Here is an 18,808-nt window from a genome sequence, read left to right as displayed (position 1 = left end):
ATGATGCGCCTGTGGGGACAGGCGCATTATGCCTAGGACGCACGCCAGCGTCTTCGATCAGGCGAAGACGTCCGCATGCTCCAGGGTCGAAGCCGCCAGGTCCTTGCCGGACAGTTGCGGCTGGATATCCCCCAACTGCCAGTCGATGTCTAGCGCAGGGTCGTTCCACAGCAGGCTGCGTTCGGATGTCGGGTCGTAGTAGTTGGTGGTCTTGTAGAGGAATTCCGCGAATTCACTCAGGACCACAAAGCCGTGGGCGAAGCCTGGTGGCACCCAGAGTTGACGGTGATTGTCGGCGCTGAGGCGTACCGCAACCCATTTGCCGAAATTCGGCGAACTGCGGCGGATGTCCACGGCCACATCGAGCACTTCACCGGCGGTGACGCGCACGAGTTTGCCCTGGGTGTTCTGCAATTGATAATGCAGGCCACGCAACACGCCTTTCTGCGAGCGGGAATGATTGTCCTGCACGAATTGAGTGTCGATGCCGGTCGCGTCCTTGAATGCCTTGGCGTTGAAGCTTTCATAAAAAAAACCGCGCTCGTCACCAAATACCTTGGGTTCGATGATCAGGACACCGGGCAGGTCGGTGGCGATTACATTCATTGGGTGTCTCCATGGGATGGCAGAAGCAAGGATGCCCATTCTTGCCCAAAGCAGCGAGCGGCGCGAGCCCCGAGTCAAAGAGGGGGTTGCTTATCCAACGACTCAGTGGCGAGATAGGCATCCAAACAAAACCACCCCAGGGGTCGTTGTATGCCACTCGCCACGTTGGTTCACCGTGCCAGTTTGCCAAGCCCACAGATCAGCGCCGAACAGGCACTGGTACTGCTGCGCTCGAATTACGGACTCAGCGGTGACCTGCGACCCCTTGGCAGTCATCAGGACCTCAACTACCGCGTCGACAGCGAACGCGGGCGGTTCGTGCTGAAAATCTGCCATGGCGACTACGCCGTCCAGGAGCTCCAGGCCCAACATGCCGCGCTCAAGCAGTTGGCCGGGCACGGCGCGGTGAAGGTGCCGCGGGTTATCGAGGCCGCCAATGGCCAGGACCTGCTGACGCTAGAAGTCGACGGCCAAGCGATACACATGCGCCTGCTCGAATACATCGACGGCCAGTCCCTCACCCAACTCAAACACCTCACGCCTGATCTGGTGACTGGGCTGGGCCGCCTGTGCGCCGACATGGATCTGGCCCTGGCCACGTTCGATCATCCGGGTCTGGAGCGAACCCTGCAATGGGACGCGCGCCACGCGCCAGCCTTGATTGAACACCTGTTGCCTGTCATCGACGATGACCAACGGCGTCAGTTGATCGCCGACGTCGCACAGCAGGCCGAACGGCGCTTGCAGCCGCTCAAGGCCAGCCTGCCGATGCAGGCGATCCACATGGACATCACCGATGACAACGTGGTCTGGCAACGCGATGCGCAGCGCCAATGGCAACTGCAGGGCGTCATCGATTTTGGCGACCTGATCCGCACCTGGCGTGTCACCGATCTGTCGGTCACCTGCGCGGCGCTGTTGCATCATGCCGATGCAGATCCGTTTTTCATCCTGCCGGCGATCAAGGCCTATCACGCGGTCAATCCGTTGCAGCGTGAAGAGCTCCAGGCGCTTTGGCCGTTGATCGTGGCCCGCGCCGCTGTGCTGGTACTTAGCGGAGAGCAACAGGTCGCTGTCGACCCGGATAACCAATATGCTCGCGACAACCTCAGGCATGAATGGGAAATCTTCAACGTCGCCCATTCCGTGCCGCTTGAGTTGATGGAAGCGGCGATCCTTGCCGCCGTGGGCCATAGCCTGCCGCCCCTTGCCAACGAGGGTTTCGCACCGCTGTTGCCGACTTTGGTGGGGCGTGATTTCGCCCTGATCGACCTGGGTGTGCTCAGCCCGCATTTCGAGGCGGGCAATTGGGAGCAGCCGGGGATCGATCAGCGCCTGCTGAGCGAAGCCGCCGCCGTGCATGGATTGGCGGCCAGCCGTTACGGGCAGTATCGGTTGTCCCGCACCCGTGCGGACAGTGCCGAAGAGCCCGATACTTATCCGCTCCATGTGGAACTGCACATTCCTCACGGTACGCCGCTGGAATCGCCCTTCGCCGGGGTGTTGCACAGGGATGCTGACGGCTTGCTGCGGCTCGATGGCCCGCAACTGAGCGTGCGTTTGTGGGGCGTTTCCTCGTCGCTGCAGCCCGAGGCCGCGCTGGCAAAGGGTCAGGTAGTGGGCGAGGTGGCTGGGCCATTGCTGGTTCAGCTGTGCCGGGGCGCGCATCTGGCCCCGCCATTGTTCTGCACACCGTCCCGGGCGCAGGCCTGGCAAGCGCTCTGCCCATCACCCGCGGTGCTGTTGGGGCTGGCTTGCGATGCCGAGCCGGAAATCGATCCGCAGGCGCTGCTGGCCCGTCGCGATGCCAGTTTTGCCCGTTCGCAGAAGCACTACTACGTCGACCCGCCGCGCATCGAGCGCGGCTGGCGCAACCACCTGATCGACATGCAGGGCCGCTCGTACCTCGACATGCTCAACAATGTCGCGGTGCTGGGCCATGGCCATCCGCGCATGGCGGCGGTCGCGGCCAGGCAGTGGTCGCTGCTTAATACCAACTCGCGTTTTCACTACGCGGCGATCGCCGAGTTTTCCGAACGCCTGCTGGCACTGGCGCCGTCGAACATGGACCGGGTGTTCCTGGTCAACAGCGGCACCGAAGCCAACGACCTGGCGATCCGCCTGGCCTGGGCCTACAGCGGCGGGCGCGACATGCTCAGCGTGCTGGAGGCCTATCACGGCTGGTCGGTGGCGGCCGATGCGGTCTCGACGTCCATTGCCGACAATCCCCAGGCCCTCAGCAGCCGTCCGGACTGGGTGCACCCGGTGACGGCGCCGAACACCTATCGTGGTGAATTCCGCGGTATCGACAGTGCGCCGGACTACGTGCGCAGCGTCGAGCACAACCTGGCAAAAATCGCCGAACAGAAACGTCAGCTCGCCGGCTTCATCTGCGAGCCGGTATATGGCAATGCCGGCGGCATCGCGCTGCCACCGGGGTACCTGAAACAGGTCTACGCCTTGGTGCGCGAGCGCGGTGGTGTCTGTATCGCCGACGAGGTGCAAGTCGGCTACGGGCGCATGGGCGAGTTTTTCTGGGGCTTCGAGGAGCAAGGCGTGGTGCCGGACATCATCACCATGGCCAAGGGCATGGGCAACGGCCAGCCGCTGGGAGCCGTCATCACCCGCCGGGAAATCGCCGAGGCGCTGGAAGCCGAGGGATATTTTTTCTCTTCCGCCGGCGGCAGCCCGGTCAGTTGCCAGATCGGCATGGCAGTGCTGGACGTCATGGAGGAAGAAAACCTGTGGGAAAACGCCCGGGTCGTTGGCGGACATTTCAAGGCCCGCCTGGAAGCGCTGATCGACCAGTATCCATTGGTCGGAGCGGTGCATGGCTCCGGGTTCTACCTGGGCGTGGAGCTGATCCGCAATCGCGACACCCTCGAACCGGCCACCGAGGAAACCACCGCGCTGTGCAATCGCCTGCGGGAGTTGGGCATCTTCATGCAGCCGACTGGTGATTACCTGAACATCCTCAAGATCAAGCCACCGATGGTCACCAGTCGCCAGAGCGTGGACTTCTTCGTCGACATGCTGGCAAGAGCCCTGGAGGAGGGGTTGTAGTCTATCCGGCACAGCACGCTGTTTTTCCTGTGGGAGCGAGCCTGCTCGCGAAAGCGGTGGATCAGTCAACGTCAATGTTGAATGTTCCCCCTCTTCGCGAGCAGGCTCGCTCCCACAGGTTTATTGGGTGTTAATTCGATTTTTGTCGGTATTTTTATGAGGGTTTCTTATGTTCATGGTTTTTTACGCTTTGAAAGCCGATTTTTATCGGCTATAAAGGCGTTACTGTCCATCGCCTGGGAGATGATTCATGAGTCGTATCGTTACCGTAGCCGCCACGCAAATGGCCTGTTCCTGGGATCTCGAAGCGAACATCGAGACCGCCGAAAAGCTGGTCCGCCAGGCCGCTGCCCAAGGCGCGCAAGTCATCCTTATCCAGGAGTTGTTCGAGACGCCGTACTTCTGCCAGAAGCCGAACCCGGATTATTTGCAGTTGGCGACTCCGGTTGACGAGAACGTCGCCATCAAGCACTTCCAGAAAATCGCCGAAGAACTGCAGGTCGTGCTGCCGATCAGTTTTTTTGAACGGGCCGGGCGTGCGCGTTTCAACAGCATTGCGATCATCGACGCCGACGGTCGCAACCTGGGCATCTACCGCAAGAGCCACATCCCGGACGGTCCTGGCTACCATGAGAAGTATTATTTCAACCCTGGCGATACCGGCTTCAAGGTGTGGAATACCCGCTATGCGAAAATCGGCGTAGGCATCTGCTGGGACCAATGGTTTCCGGAGTGCGCCCGCAGCATGGCGTTGCAAGGTGCGGAAATTCTGTTTTACCCGACCGCCATCGGCAGCGAACCGCACGACAAGACCATTTCATCGCGCGATCATTGGCAGCGTGTACAACAGGGCCATGCCGGCGCCAACCTGATGCCGCTGGTCGCCAGCAATCGCATCGGCAACGAAGAGCAGGATGGCTATGACATCACGTTCTACGGCTCCTCGTTCATCGCCAATCAGTTCGGTGAAAAAGTCCAGGAATTGAACGAGACCGAAGAAGGCGTGCTGGTACACAGCTTCGACCTCGACGAACTGGAACACATTCGCAGTGCCTGGGGCACTTTCCGTGATCGACGCCCGAACCTGTACGGCGTGATCAAAACCCTCGACGGCTCACTGGAGTCCTGAATCATGACAACTTTGCACAGCACTCCGCGCGCGGACGGTTTTTACATGCCTGCCGAGTGGGCGCCCCAGACTCAGGTCTGGATGATCTGGCCCGAGCGCCCGGATAACTGGCGCCTGGGCGGCAAGCCCGCGCAGGCCGCTCATGTGGCGGTTGCCAAGGCCATCGCCCGTTTCGAGCCGGTCACCGTGGCGGTATCCGCCGCCCAATACGAAAACGCTCGGGCGCGGCTCGATGTGCCGAATATTCGCCTGGTGGAGATGTCCAGCGACGACGCCTGGGTCCGGGACACAGGCCCGACGTTCGTGATCAATGACAACGGCGAAGTGCGCGGTGTCGATTGGGACTTCAATTCCTGGGGCGGCTTCGAGGGTGGGCTGTATTCCCCATGGAATCGGGACTCGCTGGTGGCCGGCAAGATTCTCGAAATCGAGCGCAGCCCGCGCTACCGCACCGAGGGCTTCGTCCTCGAAGGTGGTTCGATCCATGTCGATGGCGAAGGCACGTTGATCACCACCGAGGAATGCCTGCTCAACCACAATCGCAACCCGCACCTGAACCGCCAGGAAATCGAGGCGGTGCTCAGTGCCCAATTGGCGGTGGACAAGATCATCTGGCTGCCCGATGGCCTGTTCAATGACGAAACCGACGGCCACGTGGATAACTTCTGCTGCTACGTGCGCCCTGGTGAAGTGCTGCTGGCCTGGACCGACGACCCGCAGGACCCGAACTACGCCCGCTGCCACGCGGCGATGGATGTGCTGCAAAACAGCACCGACGCCAAGGGCCGCTCGTTCACGGTGCATAAAATGCCGATTCCCGGGCCGCTGTATGCCACCGAAGAAGAATGCGCCGGCGTGGACGTGGTGCACGGCTCACAGGAGCGCAAACCTGGCGAGCGTCTGGCCGGCTCTTATGTGAACTTCCTGATCGTCAATGGCGGCATCATCGCCCCGAGTTTCGACGATCCACTGGACAGCACGGCCAGGCAAATCCTGCAGGACCTGTTTCCCCAGCACGAAGTCATCATGGTGCCTGGGCGAGAGCTGTTACTGGGGGGCGGAAATATCCATTGTCTTACCCAACAGCAACCTGCCGCGCACACAAAATGAGTGGGGACGTAACAGCCCGGTGACGTCAATCGCAGCGGCTCTACACCGGTGCTTTTGGATCCATCCTGGCAAGCCCGCGCCCCCATTGGGGCGCGGGCTTTTTTGTGCGCGGTTCGTCGGCGAGCCGTTTACCTTGGCATAGCTCTTGTATCGACATCCGTGCAGTTCTGGGGAGTGGAGCTGCGTTGTTTTGTCATAAACCTTGGATAAATTGGCCGCTCATCAACCAGGAGAGGGCGCTGGAATGAATATGATAAGCGAGCGCACATGCCATCCCTTGGCCGTAAATGGTGAGTCGCTTCAAGCGTTGGCGCAGTGGTTGAAGTCCAATGGCACGCGTCAGATCAGAGAACCTGATCCGCGCCGGATGATCATCGAGCGCTACCCCGTTGGCCTGTTCAGCGAGGCGGAGCTGGAAGCGTTGTGGGATGTCATGCAGGGATAGAATTCGAAGGATTGATAAAAAGCGCTGGCCGAAAGGCTGGCGCTTTTTTTATGGGCGTGCTTTTTCGCCTGATTACCGAAGATTCACGAAATTGACACGGACTTCGGGGCGCGACTAGGATTCGCCCCACGCCTGTGGCCAACAGCCATGACTCTTAAATAATAAAAAGGCCCGACACGATCGATCCGTGGCCGGGCCTTTTTATTATTTCCAGGAGCAAGAGTCCGAAAAAGAGCGCAAAAAAGCGCCATTTCGGTTGCCGGTTACGGTGCGTATCAACCCGTACAAGGAAAATAATCATGTTGAACAAACGCTTTACTTTGCTAGCACTGGGGATTTTGAGCACAACACACGCCATGGCCAGCGATCAGTCCGAGTCCAAGGGGTTCGTCGAAGACAGCAGCCTGAAAGTCCTGTTGCGCAACGCCTACATCAACCGCGACTACAAGGACGGCAACAAGGACAAGGCCGAATGGGGCCAGGCCGCCATCGGTACATTCTCGTCCGGCTTCACCCAAGGCACCGTGGGCGTAGGCGTGGATGCGTTCGGCTTGTATGCGCTGCGTCTGGACGGCGGCAAGGGGCGCACCGGTGCCCAAGGCATCGATTTCTTCAAGAAAGGCGACAGCGGCAACGCGGCCGATGATCTCTCCAAATTCGGCGCCGCGGTGAAATTCCGTGTCTCCAACACAGTGCTGGCCTACGGCGACCAGATGCCCGCCCTGCCGGTGTTGAACTACGACAATTCGCGCCTGCTGCCAGAAAGCTACACCGGCACGCTGATCACCTCCAAGGAGATCAAAGGGCTCGAATTGAACGCCGGCCGCTTCACCGCCGAGTCCCGTAAAAGCGCTGAAGGCCGTGACAGCGGTGGCTTGAAATCGATCAACGTACTCGGCGGCAGCTACCAGTTCACCGAGCAATTCAAGGCTTCGCTCTACGCATCGGATGTCGAGGACGTATTGAAGAAGCAATACGTGAACGCCAATTACGTGTTCCCGTTGGCCAAGGACCAATCCCTCACCTTGGACTTCAACGGCTATCGCACCAAGCTGGACGACAGCTATGTTCGCGAAAACGGCGTCACTGGTGACGACAACAAAATCTGGAGCCTGGCGGCAACTTTCGCCACCGGCCCGCACAGCTTCACGCTCGCCCACCAGCGCAGCACCGGCGACAGCAACCTGGGCTACGCCTACGGCGGCTATCAACGTGATCAGAATCGTGTCGGCGACGGTGGTAACACCATCTATCTGGCTAACTCCTACTGGTCCGACTTCAACGCCGAAGACGAACGCAGTTGGCAGCTGGGCTACGGCCTGGACTTCACCACCTTCGGTGTACCGGGCCTGACCTACAACGTGGCCTATGTGCGGGGCGACAACATCACCACCTCCACCAGTGAAGGCGGCACCGAGCGCGAGATCTTCAACCAGTTCAAATACGTGGTCCAGAGCGGCCCGGCCAAGGACCTGAGCGTACGGTTGCGCAGTTCGGTCCTGCGCGTGTCGCAGAAATCCAGTGAGTACAACGTCAGCGGTAATGAGCTGCGGGTGTTTGTGGATTATCCGATTAACGTTTTTTGATGATTCACACTGTTTGAAACGCGTCTCGACCGGGTTCGGGACGCGCTTCGCCTGACGAAGAATGCCGTTGTCTCCTGGCGAGAGGACGGCGTTTCTTCCCATACCCTTTTTGACAGCATCAGCCTTGTTCCAGGATAAGGTCCTCGAGCAGCGCATCGCGCAGGTTTTGCGAAGCATCCACCCGGCTGACGAAACGGGAAATTTTCTGCTTCAGATTGTTTTCTGACCAAGCGGCGTGAACACCTGGATGCTCTTCTTCCAGCCATTGCAGCAGAAGGCCGACGTGCATGGACCCGTTCTCGTCCGGCAACATGTCGAGCACCTCCTGCGGAATGTCCCACCATGGCCAGTCCTTGACAGCCGGAACTTTTCTTGAACCGATCTCCAAGGCCTTGCCGTTTATCAGGTATCGATCGAACGTCGGCAACACCTGCCCGGCCGCCGCGCCGAGCTTTTCAAGCAGCGGATAAATGAATCGTCCGTCCCAGAACCGAAAAAACACCGGGTTCCCGTCCGGCATCCGCACTTGCGTCAAGCTGCGCAGATGCGCCAGTACCTCGCCGGGTTCGCAGTGGGACACGGCCAGCCAGCCCCAATCGAGGGTCTCGTTTTCAGCGATCCATGGCAGGAACGCCGAGTCGGGTTCGAGCTGGGTGACATAGGGCATCACCGCTTGCCAGGCGGCGTAGGGGGTGTCGCTCCAGATGGGCAGCAATGGATGAGCGAGAACTGAAGTGCGAAGGGCTTGCAGCGCATCGGCTTCGCTCGCCGCGCTGATGATCAGGTACAGGTGTTCGTTTTCCTGCAACGGCTGTTGCGCCAGCCATGTCCTGGGGTCGAGGGGCGTGAACGCCGATGGCGCCATGAGGCTCTCCTTGCCGAAAGGTGGTGTCGGAACCAGGATTTGTCCCGGAGCCGCACGTCTATCAAGGAATGAGCCAGGTAATTGGGAACGCCCGCAAGCCGGCGGCTCCAGAGATTTCCAGGAATGCTTCAGGCGGGCTGGGCAGGGTTTTTCACAGAAAAATGCCTAACGGATTGCGTTGTGCTGCGTCGGTTTTTGCGCATTCAGGGCAGCGGCAATGTTTTCACCAGCGCTCGCTTTAAAAAGGTCCTCTTGAGGGTGATCTTCATGGCAAAAAGTCGCACTAATGAAATTTTTTGCACCGTTTCAAGCGCGGCTTGAAATGCCTCAAATACTTTCTCATGGACGGAAATCCTGCACCTAATAGATTAGTCCGCTCATTGCAGTGGAGACCTGAGAAAAATGATCGTTCTGAACAGGGAAGTGGGCGAAGCGCTAAGGCGTGACAAATACGTCAACGTCCGCGGTGGTGACTTCAATCTCTACGGTCATTTCGGCGACTTTGTCCGGCTGACCAAAAGCTGGGAAAACATGGAGCCCGACAGCTATTACGGTCAGGCCGAGTCCGGCATGCGTTTCCGTCGCTATAGCGATTTCGAATACAACCCAGCAACCCGTGAGCTCAAGCAACTCGAGCACCGGGCCTATGTCCAGTCCAAGGCCAACAACAGCTATGTCGGCGGACTGGAGCGGCACTTCCAGGATTTCTCCAACGAAGTGATCAATTCGCCGGTCATGCGCAGCCTGATCGATACGGACTTCGAGGTGTACAAGAACGTCCTCCCGCAGGAATTGCACGATGAGATCTGGCAGTGCCAGATCCACCAGATCCGCATCGAGATCAAGCCGGGCAAGCAATTGGAAATCACCCCCGAGGGCATCCATTGCGATGGGTATCCGTTCAGCGGCGTGCACTTCTGGGGCCGCAACAATGTGGCGGGCGCTGAAAGCCGTCTCTACAGTCCCCAGGAAGAGCAACTGGCGGCGACCACCTACGAGGACATCCTCGACACGACGTTCTTCCTTGATCGCGACATGCGCCATTACGTGACCCCTGCCCGCAACACCCATAGCCATGAAATGGCCTTCAGGCAGATTCTGGCGATTTCCTTTTCGCGGCCCGGGACCGCTTTCGACATTGTTCGCTGAACAGCTCGAACCCATGGATGAGTCGGCGCAGCAGGTCCTGCTGCGCCGGGCCATGGTCAGGGACGCCGAACGACTGGAGCAGTTTTTTCGCGGTTTTGCCGAAGTGTCATTCTGCGAATGGCAGGATGCCCGGTTCCTGCGTGGGGTGTTGCTGCAGGAAACCACCACAGCCTACCTGGCCTTCGATGCGACGGGTGACGTCGTCGGCGCGGTCATCGGCGGTATGCTTGGCACTCGCGGCACCATCAATCACCTGGCCGTCAGCCCAAGGCATCGCACTCAAGGCCTGGGCCAGCGGCTGGTAGAGGCGGCATCGGCCGACATGAAGCGGGTTGGCGTGCTGCGCATGTTTCTGTTCGTCGACGAAGCCAATCTGGCCGGCAAGCGTTTCTGGGCGGCCCAAGGGTTCTGCGAACCCCGGGGTGAAATCACTTTCGAGAGGGATTTATGAACAAGACTTCCAGCCAGCCGCTGGCGGTCGAACCACAAGCCTCGCGAACCTTTGCTGAAGCCAGTCCGGTGGTAGCGGGTTATTTCACGGTTTCGTTTGTGTTCGGTCTGATGGCGGTCAACGCCGGCTTGCCTTTGTGGCTGCCAGTTGCGATGTGCCTGTTCGTGTACGCGGGAGCTTCACAATTCGCCGCGCTGGCATTGATTTCCAGCGGGGCCTCCTTGACCACCATCGTGCTGACGACATTCCTGATCAATGCCCGTCACATGCTGATGTCTGTCTATATGGCCAAGGCTTTGCGAGCACTGGGGCTTAGCCGCTTCGAGCGCTGGTGCTACGCGTCGGGGCTCACCGATGAGTCGTTCGCTTTCCACAGCGTCAAGCTCGGCAGCGGGGCGCCGGTAAGCGTGCGCTACCTGATCGGTTTCAACCTCTTCTGCCACACGTCCTGGGTGCTGGGCGGTTTGCTGGGTGCTGTCTGTGCGCAATACGCCGCGCACCTGATCAAGTATCAGCTCGATTACGCCCTGACCGCGATGATGCTCTACGTGCTGGTTTCATTGTGCAATACGCGTAACAAACTGATCGCGGCGCTGGCGGCCGTGGCCTGCATGGGCGCGCTGAGCCTGCTGGGCAGCTCGCCGTTCAACGTATTCATTGCCACGTTTTTTGGCTGCGGGGTGGGCGTATGCCTGACCAAACGTTCCTGATCCTGGTTGTGGTCCTGATGATGGCCGTGACCTTCCTGCCCCGGGCCTTGCCGCTGCAGGTCAACACCGAAAACTGGCCACCCTTCGTTGCCCGTGCACTGGAATACCTGCCGGTGGCGATCGTCGCTGCGATCACCCTGACGCCGTTGTTGATCAAGGACCAGCAGATACAGCTCGACCGTCCAGAGTTCTACGCCGCGATTCCGACCCTGCTATGTGCGTATTTCAGCCGCAACCTGTTTCTCAGTGTGGCGGTGGGCACGGCGGCGTATATCGCGCTCGGTTCGTTCCTGTAGCGTCAGGTCTACCACATCATGCAGCGCCTGGTCAGAAAGCTCAGGGTTGTTTACCGCCAGGCGTACTTCCAGGAAGTCCTCGAAATCCGGGAAGATAGCCAGGCCGTTGCGCAGCGCCGCGTCCCGGGAGACAAGGCCCAAACCGTCGAGCTGGGTAATCAACGACAGCGTCAGGGTTTCGCTGCAGGAATAGACCATTCGCTGGCTTGGCCCGTATTCACCGAGACCGGCGTCGAGGAAGCGCAGGAAACTGCGCGAATAAGGACATTCCTCTGCCGGACGCACCTGGAACCGGTCACCCAGCAGGCCAAGGGAATCATCTTCCTCGCCACAATGGGCGCCGACCACGCGTACCTGGACATCCGGCATCGCGATGCTGGTAAATCCGCTCGGCTGTCCGACCAGGATCGCCAGGTCAAAATGCTCGTTCTTGAGCTTGCTCAGGTTCTCCATCGATTCGGCGTAGCTGAACTCCAGCTGATACTGGGGGAAAACGGCGATCAGGCGTTCGATCATCCGTCGATTGAATTCCGCCGGCAGCGTCGTGTTGAGCGCTACCTTGAGGGTACGTCGCCTGGGCGTCTTGAGCGCCGCGACTTTTTCCTCCAGCTGCCGGGCGGCCGCCAGGACCTGATCCATGAAGGGCGTCAGTTCCGAGCCCTGGCTGGTCAATGCGAGGCCTTTGTTCGAGCGGCGGAACAACCGAAACCCGAATTGTTCTTCGACCTTGTTCAATTGTGCCGCCAATGCCTGCACCGTCAGGCACGACTGCTCCGCCGCAGCCGACAACGAGCCGGTCTGCACGATGCGCATGAGGTTGCGTAAGGTTCTGCTATCCATGGGGTAATGCCCTCTGCTTAAGTGGGCTCGCTATTATTTGGCACCTGGCCAGGGTCTGCCGGTGCGATGCTGGCTATCATCAAGCACCTTGCCACGGTTGTCGCGGTTTTGTGGCGAAAAGCTCCGGCAGGCGATGATTGGAGCTTATGCGCGATTCTGATTTTTTGCTGGTGCTGTGTATAGGCCGAAACATCTGCGGGTAAATCCAGACTTCCTGGTCCTCAATCTATTCGCTTGCGAATTAAAACTTAATTTTTATCCGTTTATGTATTAGTCTTTACGCAACAGTCCGTAATACAGGAGCCCAAACCTCATGGCGACTTCCTCCATCACGCTCAACGCACAGCAACAATTGGATTCCCCGGACGCGGGTCGAATCGCGTTGAAGTTCTTCTTCAATCTCATGGAGTTGTGGGGCTGCAGCGTCGAGCAGCAGCGCACGCTGTTGGGCAAGGTAGGGAACACGACTTTCTACAAGTACAAACAATTACCCGACAACGTAAGACTGCCGCGCGATACCCTCGAGCGAATCTCCTACCTCATGGGTATTCATAAAGCCCTGAGCATCATCTTCAGCAACAGCCGGGACCGCGTGTATCAATGGGTCAGCAGCCCCAATAACGCGGCGCCATTCAACGGCCAGTCGGCGCTTTCCTACATGCTGACCGGGCGAGTGGTGGACATCGCCGATGTGCGGCGATACCTCGACGGAGTGCGCGGCTGATGACGCCACCACTGGCGGACCCGCAATGGAAACGGGCCTATCGGATCGTCAACAGCAGCTTTCCGCCGATCACGCTGTTCGAAGACGTGCTTGACCCCGAAGACCTGCCCACCGCCTACGCCCTCGAAGCGCTGACCAATGACCGGCTCATGGAAGAGGCCGGTGTGCTGTCCCGGGTACGCCCCGAAGACCGGGTTTCCGGCCCGGGCTCCTCGCCGGTGATGGCGGCATTCACTCACATCGGCAAGCGCAGCCGCTTCAGCGACGGCACGTTCGGCGTCTACTACGCTGCCAGCAGCCAGGAAGCCGCGATTGCCGAGACCTGCTACCACCAGGCACGCTTCCTTGGCGCGACCAACGAGCCGGACCTGGAGTTGACCATGCGCACCTACGTCAACAAGATCGTCAAACCCCTGCACGACATCCGCCACGATTATCCCCATCTGCATAACCCGGACCCTGACGCGTACGGCCCGTCCCAGGTATTTGCCCGGGAGCTGCGTGAAACCTTGTCGTGGGGGTTGCTGTACAACAGCGTCCGCTTGCCCGGCCACGAATGCGTGGCCGCGTTTCGCCCGCCGGCGGTGTCGATTCCGGTGCAGGGCAAGCATATTCGTTACGTGTGGAGTGCCCAGAAACGGGAGATTTCGTTCGTGTTTGAGGTCAGCCAAGTGTGAAGGAGCTGCCGTGCGGCCAGCGGGCAAGCTCCTTTACCCCACGTACAGGCGGGCGTGGTTGATCAAATCTTGAACTGTTGCACCGAAGCCTGCATCGAGCCCGCGGCGTCGTTCAGATGGTCAGCCGTTTTTGTCAGATCGTGAATCGAGCGGGTGTTTTCCCGAGACTGCTCGGCTATTGCTTCTACCCGCTGGGCCATTTCGTCACTGGCTTTTGATTGTTCGGCAATGGTCTGGGAGATTTCCTCCACCACTTCAGCGGCATGCCGTGCGCCCGTGCGGATTTCGCTGATCGACACGCCGGCCTGCTGGGCCAGGTTGACGCCTTCGTCCACGCGGCTGACGCAGGCCTGCATGTTCGCCACCGCATCCCGGGCGCTGGACTGGATGCGCTCGATCATCGCGGTGATCTCCTGGGTGGACTGAGTGGTGCGCGCCGCCAGGTTGCGCACCTCATCGGCCACCACCGCAAAACCGCGGCCCGCCTCGCCAGCACGGGCGGCCTCGATGGCGGCGTTGAGGGCCAGCAGATTGGTCTGTTCGGCGATGCTCTTGATCACCTGGATGATCGAATGGATATCCTCGGACGACGCATCCAGGGCGGTGATCTTGCTGGAAGACTGGTTGACCACCTCGGCGATCCGGTTCATGCCTTCCACTACACCCAGAATCACCTGCCCACCGCTGCTCGCCAGTTGTTCGGACTGCGCCGAAATCGTCCGCGCGCTGTCGGCGTGCTGATGGATCTGGCTGATGTTCGCCATCATCTGCTCCATGCTCGCCGCCATGCTGGTAGCGCTCTGGGCTTGCTGGTCGGCGCTGGACACAATCTGCCGCGCCGTATCGCCCAGATTGCGGGACGTGCCATGCAACTCGTCGCTCTGGCTACGGATCGTCGCGATCATCTGCCGCAAGTTGGCCTGCATCTGTTCGATCACCGCCTGTAACTGGCCCAGCTCATCATCGCCATGAGGGCCCATCGAGCGCTGCAAATCGCCTTGAGAAATCGCCTGGGTATTGAGAATGATCTTGTTCAGCGGCGTGAGCACTGCCTTGAGCAGGCTCCACGACAGCAATGCAAGCGCCACGCAGGTGGCCAGCAACGTGATGATCAACCAGCGTTCCGAGGTATGGATGCTGTGGTCCTGATGTTCGCGAGAAACCTGCGCCTGGCTCTCGATCAATTCACTGACCGCTTCGTTACGCTCTTCCAGCGCCGAAAACGCTTTATCAAATTCGGTACGCAACGCCCGGCCATCCTGAGCCCCGCTCAATGCCTTGCCAATCACTTGCTTCGCCGAGGCGATATACGCCTCGGCCTGAGGCTTCAGCTCGGCAATGGTTTGTGAAATCGTACCCGGCAACCGAGCCTCGGCGTTCTCCGCGATAACCTTGCGCATCCGCTGCGAATGCTCGTCGAACGCCTCGGTGACTTCCTTCGCGCCCTCGGCATCTCCCGGTGCAACCAGCAAGGCAGCCAACACATCGCCACGAATGGCGTCGTGCATCATGTCCGCCTCCATGTGCTTGCGCATCGCCGAAATACTGGTCTCGTTCTGCGCCAGAGCATCGGTCATGGCGTGGTAACCCCACAGCCCGATACCGCCCAGCAACAGCGCAAAAAACAGGCTGACCAACCCCGAACCTACAACCTTGGTGCGGATTTTCATCGCTTGTTGCTCCTGGAGCGGGGGATTTGGGCAAGTGTAGATGAGCGCTCGCCGAGCCTTGGAAAGGCATGCTCTTGATTGAGGCTATCGGCGGGGAAAATAAATAGATGAATGCTCCATTAACCCGTGGCGAGGGAGCTTGCTCCCGCTGGGCTGCGAAGCGGCCCCTCTTTGCTACAGACGAAACCCAATGCTGCCCCCGCACAAGGAGCAGCATCGCATCACTACCCTTTAAGCAGGATTACTCCCCGGCGCCTCCAGCACCTTCACCACGTCGTCGATGACGGCTTTGCTCATCTCCTGCAAATAACACGACGCCCAGGCATAACGATCCGTACCCCGAACCATCGCCGCGTCATCGGCCAGACGCATGGCGATGTGGAGAAGATCGGATGCATGGGAGAGGGCTTCGCCGATAGGGATGCCGCTGTTGACGCGGAACAGGGGGCGGTCGGAGTGGTAGGAGAAGGGGGTTAGGCCTGGGGTTTTGAGGTCTTTGGGATTGGTCATTGCGCACCTCCGATCGCCAATTGGCGGCGGGTGGCTGGCAAGGTGATAAAGCGAGACTGCAGCAGATCCATGGCGTGCATCGATAGACTCCCATATCAGTTGAGAGCTACCACGTTCGTTCTCAGGCGAATGGGTGGCAGCTGTGCGCAGGCTGAGAAACCGGAGATACAGGAACCCGGCAGACCCGAAGGTCTCCCACGCACAGCCGCCATTGCACGGATTGCGGACATAAAAAAACGCCGCAAAACGTGATTCGGGCGCTGTAGCGCCTGCATCTTACCCGGGTTCTCAGGCCCGGTCGCTGAATTGGCAGCGACAGTTGGAGAGTAGCGGGCGATTGGGTAGGGTGCAATCGTGGCGCGATGCTGGCGGGTGAGGTTTAGGTAATTTTATGGTGCAGTCGAAAGATACTCATCATAGTGAATCGTGAAAGCAGTGCTTGCTCATGTCGTCTCAGTTCTGCAATCAAGCGCGAAGGCGTGCTGGCCCGAAACTTCATCATTGAGGTAGTCATGATCGAAATAACTCTAAACCTGCCGGAACATCCTTCGAGCTCTCCTGCTGACCTGCCTAGGATGGACGGAGTTGACGATCACATCCTTCGCGACTGTACCGAGCATGAGAAGGCTTTGGCCGCACAGATTGAAATGGCCGTAGACGAGGCCGATCGAGGGAGATTCGCCTCCGCTGATCTGGTTGCTGCGATGCGCGCCCGACGCTGGGGATGAATGGCTAGAGCGAGTGGTTTGGGAGGAAGTGCGTCGGGCTCAGGCGCAGTCTCTTCTACCGCTAGAAACAACAAAGCCCCCGCATTTCTGCGAGGGCTTCGTTTTGTATGGTGCGGCACCAGACGAACGGTAGCTTTTGGCGAGGCCAGGTTTCCTGCGGGTTTAGACGTCGGTGGAAAATTTGGCATACCCCGACCAGTAACTATAAACAAATCAGCTAGTTATGGCCTTCAGTGGAATCGAATCGGGATTGCTCCTATAGAATAATTAACATCTTAATGCCCGGATAACGCTTCCTAAAATAATGTAATTTCAGCCTTCCAGATTCGCGCTGGAAGCGTTGTCTTATTTCTGCTCGATATTTCTAGGCTGGCACAAGGCCATTTGGTATGATCGTGCCCTTGCGACTAACAAGGAAGTATGCAGATGGAATTCACGAATGTTTATCTTGGGAAAAGCGCACAGTTCTATAAAATTAAGAAAAAAATAACCAAAAAGAAAATATCTGAAGTATTTAAAGATATCTCTTCTGAGAAAATCGGTGGGTTCTTAATAAAAATTATCAAGGAAGAACTGGTTGTTAATCAAGAAGTTATTTTGTGTTCTGCAGTCGCCTATAAAATTGTTAGTGAACCCTCATTTTTGGATCAAACCGATATTCGTGAGGAGAAGTACGCGTTTGCCTTAATCGTAGAGTACGATTCAGCTGTAGCTATAATAAAGAAGCATGTTTCCTCGCTGGAGAAGAAGTTTTCCGAGTTCTTAGATGAGTTCGAGTATGAGAAATTTACAAATTTCCAAGGGCGAAACGACCCGGAGTATGAAAAAGTTACAATGAGTAACATGGCGATTTCGGATGCTGTCATTAGAAGCCGAGCGTATGAAGCCCGACGGCTAAATGGAATACTTTCGTCAAACTCATCAAGCCGTTCTATACCACAAAGTTTTAGAATAAAGGTGCAAGGGGATACGATTACTTTGACACCTAACGCGTCTAGAGTAACCCTGAGAGATAAACGATCTAATTTAAATGAAGTCGTAAGGTGGGTAATGGCCACGGTGCAGGAAATTAAAAATCTTGCAAACAAAAGCGAGTTCATTAATGGCTTTGCCTCCCCTATTACGCTTGAGGAAATTGTCCAAAAAGGTTTCGAGCCTATCGCATTATTTATTAATCTTGACGAATTAGATGAGCTAATCAGGTCCGGAAACTCCGCATCGGAAATAAAGGTTTTACGCGGTGGAGGTGAGGAGGCGATGTCCTCGCTTCAAATGAAGCGTCTATTCGATTGTTTCAAAACGCCGGCTAAGGTTGTGACGGGTGGGACGATGGTTTTTAAAGGGAAAGAAGTTTCAGGCGCTGTAACTTTGCAAAAGCGGGTGGCTTCATTCAAATCAAAAATCACAGATAATATTTTGCTGTATATTGAAAATGAACAGTGCATGTCATTGACGAAATATATCAATACCCATAAGCCGTTTTCGATCATGTTTAATACTCCGAAGTATGCCTACTTCGGAAGAGACTGTTTCGAAGACAAGAAATTATTAAATAATTTGCCGGCGGTCTTATCTATTTTTAATCCTAACTACGATTTTTCTGGAGTTCGTAGTGAAAAGGAAAAGAATGAGGATAGAAGGTATCCACCAGGTATCGATAAGTTTCCTGAGTTATCGTTGTTTCGGAAGGTTGAAGATTTAGTATGCCTGCCTGACGGGGTCACTGTATGCGACGATATGAATGACGAATGGGCTGACCATATTTTCTTTGAACCCAATGCTAATCCTCCGGCGATATCGTTCATACATTCAAAATTCGTTAAAGGTGAAAGTTACGGTGCAAGTAGCTTTCATGAAGTGGTTGCTCAAGGCCTAAAAAATATTGGACGCACATTCGCTGATACTATTGAATTTAGAGAAAAACATGATCGTGATTGGGCAGGTTTCTACGAAAACACTCAAATCACTAGAGTCAGAGGCGGAAAAAATTGGACAGATATTGAAAACGCATTAAACGCGATTACATCCAATCAAAACTCAGTGAGAAAAATAGTGTTGGCAACACCATTTTTAAAAAAGAGTGTATTGGAAACTCAATTTAATGAGTTGGCGCAAACAGGAACGTGTCGGCCGCATTATATTCAGTTGATCTGGCTGATCAATACTTTCATTGGTGCTTGTAAGGAATATGGTGTTCAACCTCATATTCTATGTAACCCATGAAATAAAAATATCTGAGAGGGATGCAG

At 57.2% G+C, this 18,808-nt stretch carries 18 protein-coding genes; 13 read left to right on the top strand and 5 right to left on the bottom strand.

Going from position 1 to position 18,808, the window contains the following annotated elements; genetic code table 11:
- Positions 1-57 precede the first annotated feature (57 nt).
- The gene (gene rfbC / locus J3P96_RS26435; protein ID WP_434654113.1) at positions 58-606 is read right to left on the bottom strand and encodes a dTDP-4-dehydrorhamnose 3,5-epimerase; all 549 of its coding nucleotides are present in this window, start codon (positions 604-606) and stop codon (positions 58-60) included.
- 150 nt (positions 607-756) lie between these two features.
- Between rfbC and J3P96_RS26430 the strand changes: the two genes are divergently transcribed.
- From J3P96_RS26430 to J3P96_RS26410, 5 genes are all read left to right on the top strand, one after another.
- A complete protein-coding gene (locus J3P96_RS26430) occupies positions 757-3,669 on the top strand; it encodes an aminotransferase (RefSeq protein ID WP_434654111.1) in 2,913 nt (970 codons plus the stop codon).
- Between the two features lie 250 nt (positions 3,670-3,919).
- Positions 3,920-4,798 (top strand): N-carbamoylputrescine amidase, encoded by an 879-nt coding sequence (aguB, locus tag J3P96_RS26425; RefSeq protein ID WP_434654109.1) that lies wholly within the window; start codon positions 3,920-3,922, stop codon positions 4,796-4,798.
- Positions 4,799-4,801: 3 nt separating this feature from the next.
- A complete protein-coding gene (aguA, locus tag J3P96_RS26420; protein ID WP_434654106.1) occupies positions 4,802-5,908 on the top strand; it encodes an agmatine deiminase in 1,107 nt (368 codons plus the stop codon).
- Between the two features lie 244 nt (positions 5,909-6,152).
- On the top strand, positions 6,153-6,353 hold the full coding sequence (locus J3P96_RS26415; protein ID WP_305497506.1) for a hypothetical protein: 201 nt from the start codon (positions 6,153-6,155) through the stop codon (positions 6,351-6,353).
- Between the two features lie 299 nt (positions 6,354-6,652).
- Positions 6,653-7,939 (top strand): OprD family porin, encoded by a 1,287-nt coding sequence (locus J3P96_RS26410; protein WP_305497505.1) that lies wholly within the window; start codon positions 6,653-6,655, stop codon positions 7,937-7,939.
- Between the two features lie 118 nt (positions 7,940-8,057).
- On the opposite strand, the gene J3P96_RS26405 is transcribed toward J3P96_RS26410, so the two are convergent.
- Positions 8,058-8,804 (bottom strand): DUF4123 domain-containing protein, encoded by a 747-nt coding sequence (locus J3P96_RS26405; RefSeq protein WP_434654103.1) that lies wholly within the window; start codon positions 8,802-8,804, stop codon positions 8,058-8,060.
- A gap of 402 nt (positions 8,805-9,206) precedes the next feature.
- On the opposite strand from J3P96_RS26405, the gene J3P96_RS26400 reads away from it, so the two are divergent.
- The 4 genes from J3P96_RS26400 to J3P96_RS26385 are packed head-to-tail and all read left to right on the top strand — an operon-like array spanning position 9,207 to position 11,410.
- Positions 9,207-9,953 (top strand): 2OG-Fe dioxygenase family protein, encoded by a 747-nt coding sequence (locus tag J3P96_RS26400; RefSeq protein ID WP_305497502.1) that lies wholly within the window; start codon positions 9,207-9,209, stop codon positions 9,951-9,953.
- A gap of 13 nt (positions 9,954-9,966) precedes the next feature.
- Complete coding sequence (locus tag J3P96_RS26395) at positions 9,967-10,404, top strand: GNAT family N-acetyltransferase (protein WP_434574309.1); 438 nt, start codon at positions 9,967-9,969, stop codon at positions 10,402-10,404.
- Positions 10,401-11,114 carry an AzlC family ABC transporter permease gene (locus tag J3P96_RS26390; protein WP_305497501.1) on the top strand — a complete coding sequence of 238 codons (714 nt, stop codon included), beginning with the start codon at positions 10,401-10,403 and terminating at the stop codon, positions 11,112-11,114. The genes J3P96_RS26395 and J3P96_RS26390 overlap by 4 nt, the downstream gene beginning before the upstream one ends.
- Positions 11,093-11,410, top strand: coding sequence for an AzlD domain-containing protein (locus tag J3P96_RS26385; protein ID WP_305497500.1), 318 nt, complete (start codon positions 11,093-11,095; stop codon positions 11,408-11,410). The genes J3P96_RS26390 and J3P96_RS26385 overlap by 22 nt, the downstream gene beginning before the upstream one ends.
- On the opposite strand, the gene J3P96_RS26380 is transcribed toward J3P96_RS26385, so the two are convergent.
- Positions 11,327-12,250 (bottom strand): LysR family transcriptional regulator, encoded by a 924-nt coding sequence (locus J3P96_RS26380; protein WP_434654101.1) that lies wholly within the window; start codon positions 12,248-12,250, stop codon positions 11,327-11,329. The two genes, J3P96_RS26385 and J3P96_RS26380, sit on opposite strands and share 84 nt — an antisense overlap.
- Before the next feature lie 313 nt (positions 12,251-12,563).
- Here J3P96_RS26380 and J3P96_RS26375 point away from each other — a divergent pair, with 313 nt between their 5' ends.
- Together J3P96_RS26375 and J3P96_RS26370 are read left to right on the top strand one after the other, a co-directional pair.
- Positions 12,564-12,974: an MbcA/ParS/Xre antitoxin family protein gene (locus J3P96_RS26375; RefSeq protein WP_434570298.1), complete on the top strand. Its 411-nt coding sequence runs from the start codon at positions 12,564-12,566 to the stop codon at positions 12,972-12,974.
- Positions 12,974-13,651: an RES family NAD+ phosphorylase gene (locus J3P96_RS26370; RefSeq protein WP_434570296.1), complete on the top strand. Its 678-nt coding sequence runs from the start codon at positions 12,974-12,976 to the stop codon at positions 13,649-13,651. Before J3P96_RS26375 ends, J3P96_RS26370 begins: the two co-directional genes overlap by 1 nt.
- A 62-nt stretch (positions 13,652-13,713) precedes the next feature.
- Here the strand turns inward: J3P96_RS26370 and J3P96_RS26365 are convergent, their stop codons facing one another.
- Positions 13,714-15,321 (bottom strand): methyl-accepting chemotaxis protein, encoded by a 1,608-nt coding sequence (locus J3P96_RS26365; RefSeq protein ID WP_434654097.1) that lies wholly within the window; start codon positions 15,319-15,321, stop codon positions 13,714-13,716.
- Between the two features lie 231 nt (positions 15,322-15,552).
- Positions 15,553-15,831: a DUF3077 domain-containing protein gene (locus J3P96_RS26360; RefSeq protein ID WP_434570292.1), complete on the bottom strand. Its 279-nt coding sequence runs from the start codon at positions 15,829-15,831 to the stop codon at positions 15,553-15,555.
- 512 nt (positions 15,832-16,343) lie between these two features.
- Between J3P96_RS26360 and J3P96_RS26355 the strand changes: the two genes are divergently transcribed.
- Positions 16,344-16,559 (top strand): CopG family transcriptional regulator, encoded by a 216-nt coding sequence (locus J3P96_RS26355; RefSeq protein WP_434658342.1) that lies wholly within the window; start codon positions 16,344-16,346, stop codon positions 16,557-16,559.
- A 426-nt stretch (positions 16,560-16,985) separates the two neighbouring features.
- Positions 16,986-18,782, top strand: coding sequence for a hypothetical protein (locus J3P96_RS26350; protein ID WP_434654094.1), 1,797 nt, complete (start codon positions 16,986-16,988; stop codon positions 18,780-18,782).
- Positions 18,783-18,808 lie beyond the last annotated feature (26 nt).

The sequence above is a fragment of the Pseudomonas sp. R3-56 genome, from assembly GCF_051132075.1.
Taxonomy (GTDB): Bacteria; Pseudomonadota; Gammaproteobacteria; order Pseudomonadales; family Pseudomonadaceae; genus Aquipseudomonas.
Note: the sequence above shows the minus strand (reverse complement) of the source record. Positions and strands in the feature narration are given on the sequence as shown.